The sequence below is a fragment of the Advenella sp. RU8 genome, from assembly GCF_048381675.1.
Taxonomy (GTDB): domain Bacteria; phylum Pseudomonadota; class Gammaproteobacteria; order Burkholderiales; family Burkholderiaceae_B; genus Advenella.
This window is the reverse complement of sequence record NZ_JBLWIS010000017.1, coordinates 1-7,703: the sequence shown is the minus strand read 5'-3', so window position 1 is coordinate 7,703 and position 7,703 is coordinate 1. Positions and strand designations below refer to the sequence as shown.

5 protein-coding genes are annotated in these 7,703 nt (G+C 44.1%); 1 reads left to right on the top strand and 4 read right to left on the bottom strand.

All coding sequences use genetic code 11. The annotated features are described in order from the left end of the window. Positions 1-429: 429 nt before the first annotated feature. The 4 genes from ACM5Q9_RS14165 to ACM5Q9_RS14150 all read right to left on the bottom strand — a co-directional run bounded on the left by ACM5Q9_RS14165 (position 430) and on the right by ACM5Q9_RS14150 (position 6,983). A complete protein-coding gene (locus tag ACM5Q9_RS14165) occupies positions 430-3,561 on the bottom strand; it encodes a type I restriction endonuclease subunit R (RefSeq protein ID WP_418145398.1) in 3,132 nt (1,043 codons plus the stop codon). A gap of 11 nt (positions 3,562-3,572) precedes the next feature. Further along, positions 3,573-4,829 carry a restriction endonuclease subunit S gene (locus ACM5Q9_RS14160; protein WP_418145397.1) on the bottom strand — a complete coding sequence of 419 codons (1,257 nt, stop codon included), beginning with the start codon at positions 4,827-4,829 and terminating at the stop codon, positions 3,573-3,575. Continuing rightward, positions 4,826-6,382: a type I restriction-modification system subunit M gene (locus ACM5Q9_RS14155; RefSeq protein WP_418145396.1), complete on the bottom strand. Its 1,557-nt coding sequence runs from the start codon at positions 6,380-6,382 to the stop codon at positions 4,826-4,828. The genes ACM5Q9_RS14160 and ACM5Q9_RS14155 overlap by 4 nt, the downstream gene beginning before the upstream one ends. A 352-nt stretch (positions 6,383-6,734) precedes the next feature. After that, positions 6,735-6,983 carry a DUF6471 domain-containing protein gene (locus ACM5Q9_RS14150; protein WP_418145395.1) on the bottom strand — a complete coding sequence of 83 codons (249 nt, stop codon included), beginning with the start codon at positions 6,981-6,983 and terminating at the stop codon, positions 6,735-6,737. A gap of 249 nt (positions 6,984-7,232) precedes the next feature. Between ACM5Q9_RS14150 and ACM5Q9_RS14145 the strand changes: the two genes are divergently transcribed. Beyond that, a partial coding sequence (locus ACM5Q9_RS14145; RefSeq protein WP_418145394.1) for a TnsA endonuclease N-terminal domain-containing protein occupies positions 7,233-7,703 on the top strand: 471 nt, incomplete at its 3' end.

Genomic DNA, 7,703 nt, shown 5'->3' with positions numbered 1-7,703 from the left:
ACCATAAGGCAATTATGACCTTTCGCCCCAAATCTTATGGCCTCTAAATAGTCCATTTTCACGATAACCCTTTATCCATGCGGGTTTCAGCAATAATAAGGAGTATCAAAACCCAACCTAAATACGACTAAATTCACCGCATTAGCTCCCCAAATCTTATGACCTTTGGCCATGAAAAGCCATAAATTCACCCAAATTGACGAGGGGTCAACTTACTTCCAGGTAAAAAGGTACGGGAGATGACAAAAGTCATAGACGCCACAAGGCAATTATGACCTTTCGCCCCAAATCTTATGACCGTTAAATAGCCCCTTTTTCATACTAAACCTTTTATCCATACGGGTTTCAAAGGTCATAAGGGGGTCTCAAAACGTAACTAACCCCCCCCCCACAAAAAAAACCATGTAGATTTGGCCTATTTTTACTTGTTCAGACTTGGCCTCCGACACCTTTAAATTTCTCAACAAACGTAGAAATTTTTTGAAATACGCTCTGCTTTTTAGTCAGGTATTGCGGATTCAAAGGGCTCATCTTCGGCAAGATGGCATTCAGCTCAGTTCCGTTTTCACTGGCATATTCGCGTTTTAATGAAGACGCAATATAACGTTTGGCGGCGTCTTCATTCAGGTTCTCGCTGTTAATCAGTGCTCGGGCCTCATGCTGCTGCGCTTCCTGAGCAAAGAGGAAGAAAGCCTCAATGACATTCTCTTTGTTATTGAACTCATCCATATTGGTTTGATTAATAAAATCAACAACCAGGCTTTCCTTGGCGCGATTACCCAGGCTGGCACGAATTAATCGGCGTACTTCGTCAATCAATTCGGCCTTGCTCCTGTTTTTCTTATTGTTTTCAAAAATCAGCTCAAGAATGTAATCAAGGTTTATTTCCTGTGATTTCAGCAGATCCACCTCAAAAATCACGTCATCCCAATCCAGCGTGGACTGGTCTTGATCATTGGCGGCTTTTTGCTGACGCAGCCAATCGCGAATATCATTATACGTAGAGCGGTAGTCCTGGAGCTTGCGATCAGCGGGAATATGCACGGCTTGCAGGGCAGTCAGGTCCTCATCACTCAAGTAATGGGCCGCTTTGAAAGCCTCAACCGCTTCAGGGTTGCTCATGTCGACATTTTGCAGCGCTTTGATACTGGCAAACTCATCATAGTTTTGCAGTATGTTTTCCACACGCAGATATTCACCAAACAGCTTGGCAAAGTCTTTCTTGTCTTTTTCCAGAAAAATCTCATCCGGATTGGGAAAGCGTGTTTCCAATTCAGCCACGATCTCCACAAATCCGCGCCGGGCTTCACCGGTGATAATATCCGTAAAGCCTTCCATGTATTCTTTGTAGCTCTTTTCCAGGACGACATTTTTGGTGTTTTTGTCACCAAACAAGGTAATGGCATCAATGGTGGCCAGCTCCAGATCGCGGAAGGTCACGATGTTACCAAAGGTTTTGGTAGAATCATAAATACGATTGGTGCGCGAATAAGCTTGGATTAAACCGTGGTAACGCAGGTTTTTATCCACAAACAAGGTATTGAGTGCCGGCGCATCAAAGCCAGTCAGGAACATGCCTACCACGATCAATAGATCTATTTCCTGCGACTTGACCCGCTTGGCCAGGTCCCGGTAATAGTTCTGAAAACCGTTGCTATCAACACTGAAACTGGTTTTAAAAAATGCATTGTAATCAGCAATCGCGGCGTTTAAAAATTCCTTGGCACTGCTGTTCATGGCAGATACTTCAAAGCTTTCATCAGGAATGTCGCCTACTGCATCCTGTGTTTCATTGGCGGCAAAAGAAAAAATAGTCGCTATTTTCAGTGGCTTGTCACTACCCTGTTGCAGTTGATTTAGCGTTTCGTAATACAGCTTGGCCGCATCCACACTGCTCACCGCAAACATGGCATTGAACCCCTTGGCGGCCGATTGCAGCCGATGGGTTTTCTGGCGAAAATTACTCAGGATATATTGCGAGATTTCGCGGATGCGATCTGGATGCAGCAGGGCTTGCTTGTTTTCAGCGGCACTGAGTTTTTTCTCATCCTGCTCGGTTTCAATTGATTTGAATTGCGGGCGCACATCGTTATAGTCCACCTTGAACTTGAGCACCTTTTCATCACGAATTGCATCGGTAATCACATAGGAGTGCAACTCACGGCCAAAGACACTGGCGGTGGTTTCGGCCCCCAGGGCATTACCTTTCCGGATTAACTGACCATTGATAATCTCATCACCAAAAATAGGCGTGCCCGTAAACCCGAACTGATAAAACTTCTTGAATTTTTTCTTCAGGTTTTTCTGCGCTTCCCCAAACTGGCTGCGGTGGCATTCATCAAAAATAAACACGACATGCTTGCTGTAGATGGGTAGATCACCCTCGCTTTTCATCAGGTTATTCAGCTTCTGGATGGTGGTGACAATGATTTTGTTGTCGTCTTTGTCCAGATTGCGCTTTAAGCCGGCCGTGCTGTCAGAACCATTCACGCTATCCGGAGAAAAGCGCTGATATTCCTTCATGGTCTGGTAGTCCAGGTCTTTTCTGTCCACCACAAAGAACACCTTGTCGATAAATTCCAGTTCTGTCGCCAGGCGGGCCGCCTTGAAGCTGGTTAACGTCTTTCCGGATCCCGTGGTGTGCCAGATATACCCGCCGCTTTCTGGCGTGCTCCAGCTTTTGGCCATATATGCACTGTTGATTTTCCACAAAATACGCTCGGTGGCCGCAATTTGGTAAGGGCGCATCACCAGCAGGGTATTGCTCACATCAAATACCGAATAATGCAGCAACACGCGCAGCAAGGTATTTTTTTGGAAAAAGGTGGCGGTAAAGTCCTTCAGGTCTCGAATCAAACCATTGTCAGCCTTCGCCCAATGCATGGTGAAGTCAAAACTGTTTTTATCTCGTTGGGTGGTATTGGCAAAATAACGGGTATCCGTACCGTTGGAAATCACAAACAACTGCAAATACTTATACAAGGAGTGCTCACTGTTAAAGCTTTCCTTGCTGTAGCGGTGCACCTGGTTAAAGGCTTCGCGAATCGCCACCCCGCGCTTTTTAAGCTCCACCTGAACCAAGGGCAGGCCGTTGACCAAAATGGTGACATCGTAACGGTTGGCGTGGGTGCCGGTTTGCTCGAATTGCTTGATCACCTGCAGCTTGTTTCGGGTAATCGTCTTTTTATCCAGCAGGTAGATGTTTTGAATACGGCCATCATCAAAGATAAAGTCGTGAATATAATCATCGTGGATTTTGCGGGTTTTATCTATAACACCATCGCTGGGTTTGTCTAAATAGGTTTCCACAAAGCGCAGCCACTCGCCATTGCTGAACTGGACGTTGTTTAAGGTCTGTAGTTGTACTCGTATATTGGTCAACATGGCTTCAGGGTTATTTAAGCCGGGTAAATACTCGTAGCCCTGGTTAGCCAAATCCTGAATGAGTTCCTGTTCTAATTGGTTTTCGCTCTGGTAACTCTCAGCGACATTCCATGCTTTGTGGTATTGCTCCAGGACAATAAAGTTGTTGGTCTCCGTGATTGCGGTGTAAACGCTCATTATTTCGTTCCTTAGGCCAAAGCCTCTGTTAGTGCTTCTGCTTTGGGGAAGCTTAATAACTGGTCGCGGTAGTATTCATATTGTTTTTTGTGCAATTCGATCTCGCGGGGCAAGCCTTCCGTGAGGGAGTTGGTAAGGGCATTGAATTTATCAAGGATGTCGACGATGCGGGCTTGCTCGGCAAGAGATGGGACGGGGATTAAAATTTTAGACAGCCCTTTTTCATTTATTGCCGAAATCTTTCCTGAAGATATATGTTTTTTTATTTGTTGCTTACATATTTTTGTTCTAAGAAAATAAGAGACATACCTTGGATTTAATTTACTTTTATACGAAAAACAAGCATCATGAATTACAACATTATCTTTGCCTAGCCAAGCTGAAGCATTACCGATATCCTCAATTGTTTCTCCTGCCGCAACAATAATGACATCTCCTGGATTAGCCACTCGCAACTTTGAGGCTAATTTTTCACTAATGAATGACTTTGAGTCACTTGCCCATATTCCGTAATGGGTATACAGCTCTCCATAGTGGATACAAGGAATCCCTTCTGAGGTCATATCAGTCTTTACGAACCTTTTCCCTCGAAGGAAGCTCCCAATTTCCCCCAACGTCTTCCACTCCACCTCACCTTCTTCAAAACTCAAAAGCTTATCGCGATAGTAGTTGTATTGTTTTTTGCGGGCGGTCAGCTCGGTGGTCAGCTCGGTGGTCAGCTCGGTGAAGGCATCCAGAATACGGACAATTTCCGCTTGGATCTCCAGCGATTTTTCCGGGTTTTCCGGGCAGGGGATGGGGATTTGGAGTTTTTTTACAATTCCTGCATTTATATTGGTCTGAGAGCCTTCCCCTAGAGATTTAATATATTCATATTTACTAGACAAAAAATGAAACACATAGCGGTAGTTAATGGTTTTTTCATCAAATTGAATATTCGCACATGCCTGATTAGTAGTCATAGGGATTTTGTTGATTCCAATTTTCCCTACGGTAGCTCCATACATCGCAATGATGATGCAGTTTTCAGGTATCCATTTTGCGCTTGAACTGTTTAATCCGGCGTCAGTGATTTTTACGCCAGTATCCCAAATTTCTCCAAAATTAACTTCTTGAGTGCGTAACCATGGAATTTGCCCGTCATAATATTCAGCAACCCCGGTTTTTGGGGTGCCCCCGGACGAAACTTTTATAGCAATTTCTCCTAATGCCTTCCATTCCACCTCAACGCCATCCAGCAATTTCTCCATAAAATTCATGGCGCTCATCCTTCTACCTCCTCACCTTCAATCTCGGCCACAATCGCGTCAATATCCTTGCGTAGTTGGTCAATTTTGGCCACGGTGGTTTTCAGCTCGGCGTTGATCTGTGCAATATCCACCACTTCGCGGGTATCTTTGGCTTCCACATAACTACTCACTGACAGGTTGTAGTCATTGGCGGCGATGTTTTCAAAGGGCACCGATTTGGCAAAGTGCTCGATATTGTCTTTGCTGTCAAACACCTGCATGATCTGCTTGATATGTGTATCGGTAAGTACGTTGGTATTGGTCTCTTTGTTGAATAATGCGCTGGCATCAATAAACTGGGTGGTGGTGTCGGCTTTGTGTTTGGACAGGACCAGAATCGTTACTGCAATGGTGGTACCAAAAAATAAATTAGGTGCCAGAGAAATGACAGTTTCCACATGGTTGTTATCGACCAGGTATTTGCGGATTTTCTGCTCGGCACCGCCTCGGTAAAAAATACCCGGAAAGCACACAATAGCGGCACGTCCTTTACTGGATAAATAATGCAGCGCATGCAGCACAAAGGCAAAGTCTGCCTTGGACTTGGGGGCTAATACGCCCGCCGGGGCAAAGCGGTCATCGTTGATTAAGGTAGGATCGTCAGAACCGATCCATTTCACTGAGTAGGGTGGGTTGGATACGATGGCATCAAAAGGTTTGTCATTGCCAAAATGCGGGTTGGTGAGTGTATCCCCCAACTCAACATTAAACTTGTCGTAGTTGATGTTGTGCAGGAACATGTTCATGCGAGCCAGGTTATAGGTGGTATGGTTGATTTCCTGGCCAAAGAACCCGTCTTCGATGATATGGGCATCAAACTGCTTTTTGGCTTGCAATAACAGTGAACCGGATCCACACGCTGGGTCATAAATCTTATTGACGCTGGTTTGACCATGCATGGCCAGTTGCGCAATCAGTTTGGACACGTGTTGAGGGGTGAAAAACTCACCTCCCGATTTACCGGCATTGGCCGCGTAGTTTGAAATCAGGAATTCGTAGGCGTCACCAAACAAATCAATCTGGTTGTCTTCAAAATCGCCAAAGTTCAGCTCTGCCACGCCTTTTAACACGGCGGCCAGGCGTTTGTTTTTATCGCTGACAGTGTTGCCCAAGCGGTTGCTGGTGGTGTCAAAGTCTGCAAACAGGCCCTTGATGTCAGATTCTGAAGGGTAGCCGTTAGCCGAGTTTTCAATGGCACTGAAAATATTGGCCAGATCAGTGTTTAAACTGTCATTGGTGTGTGCGTTTTTAACGATATTTTCAAATAGCTGGCTGGGGTAAATGAAGTAGCCTTTGGTTTTGATCGCATCGTCTTTTATTTCAGGGGTAATGACGGTATCGGGCATCTCGGCATAGTGGATGCTGTCATCACCTGCTTCAATATAGTTGGCAAAATTTTCACTGATAAAGCGGTAGAACAGCGCACCCAGTACATATTGCTTGAAGTCCCAGCCATCGACGGAACCACGGACATCATTGGCGATTTGCCAGATCCGGCGTTGAAGTTCAGCGCGTTGTTGGTTACTTGTCATTCTTTATCTTTCCTGTTTGTGTATTTGTTTATCTAAGTTTTTCCACCTTGGTGTGAGAAAACTGAAATTCTGTTGAATATATGTTGCAGTAAGGTTGCAAGGCTATGCCAACTTGCTTGAGCCAGTACAAAAGCAACCCCTATGTCCAGTGGTTAAGTATAGTTTATTCGTTACAAACCCAAAAACCGATAAGCGGATCAATTTCTATTTTTTAAGGGAAAACCCTTCTTGTTTTTCGGTTTGAGCAAGCCGTTTCTGGTGGGAGATGTGTGTAATGCATGTTTTATTTTTTTGGTTGTCTTTGATTTGTCACTATCTGTAAGGTTCGACTCTCGTCGGCCTACCTGCCGATTTAACGTTTTTCGAAAATAGATGGTTCAATTTCAGTGTTGACGTTGACGGTAGTTGCTCCGATGGCTTTCATGCATTGCAAAAACAAAACAAAAGAAAATTTTCCCCTGGCTATTTTATTGGCTAGATTAGCCTCATTTTCTTCTATGCCTAGTGCGCTCAGCCTGACAGATAGTGTTTTATAGCTAATACCCGCGCGTGCAAGCTCCGCCCGCAGGATACGCTTGGCTTCAAGTTCCCATGTAAGCATTTTGGTGATCGATTTGTAGATAATCGATGTATTTTAGCAGGTTACAACCTGATGGATTGTATTAATAAAATATGCAAATAAATCATATATGATGAAAAAAAATCTTTTATAGTTTTTTAGATTGTATTAATATTATTTAATAATATTAATGATGAGAATATTTATTTCTTGTTTTTTGTGCTTAAAAAGGAGAGAGCCGAATGCCTATACCTATCCGAAATAACATTGTTAACCTTAAGGTAAGTCAGCATGGCGAGAAAAATTTGGACAGAGCAAAAGATTGCTGAGCGAATAAAAAATGGTTATGGTGAGGGAGCTGGGGTTAACTATAAGCCCTGGTTGGAAATCACTGATTTTAGCAGTCAGGGCCGCTCTCGTCGTGTTTGGAGTAACAAAACCGGACGCACCCATCATTGTTTCTCTGATGTTGAGTTTGACATCTTTCTTTACTGTGACTGGTCTCGCAGGGTTTTGGATATCCGAGAGCAGTTTCCGTTGGACCGGGAACTGACACAAACTATTGCCCAAAAATTAAAACTACGCCATCCATACTATCCCGGCACAAATGTACCTACTGTAATGACTGTTGACTTCTTGTTGGTTGTCAATGGTATTAATGGTGAAGAGTATATTGCATTAAACGCAAAGCGGGACGAAGAAGCTGAAGACGTCAACTCACTTCAAAAACTAGAAATTCAACGCTCTTACTTTGAAGAAATC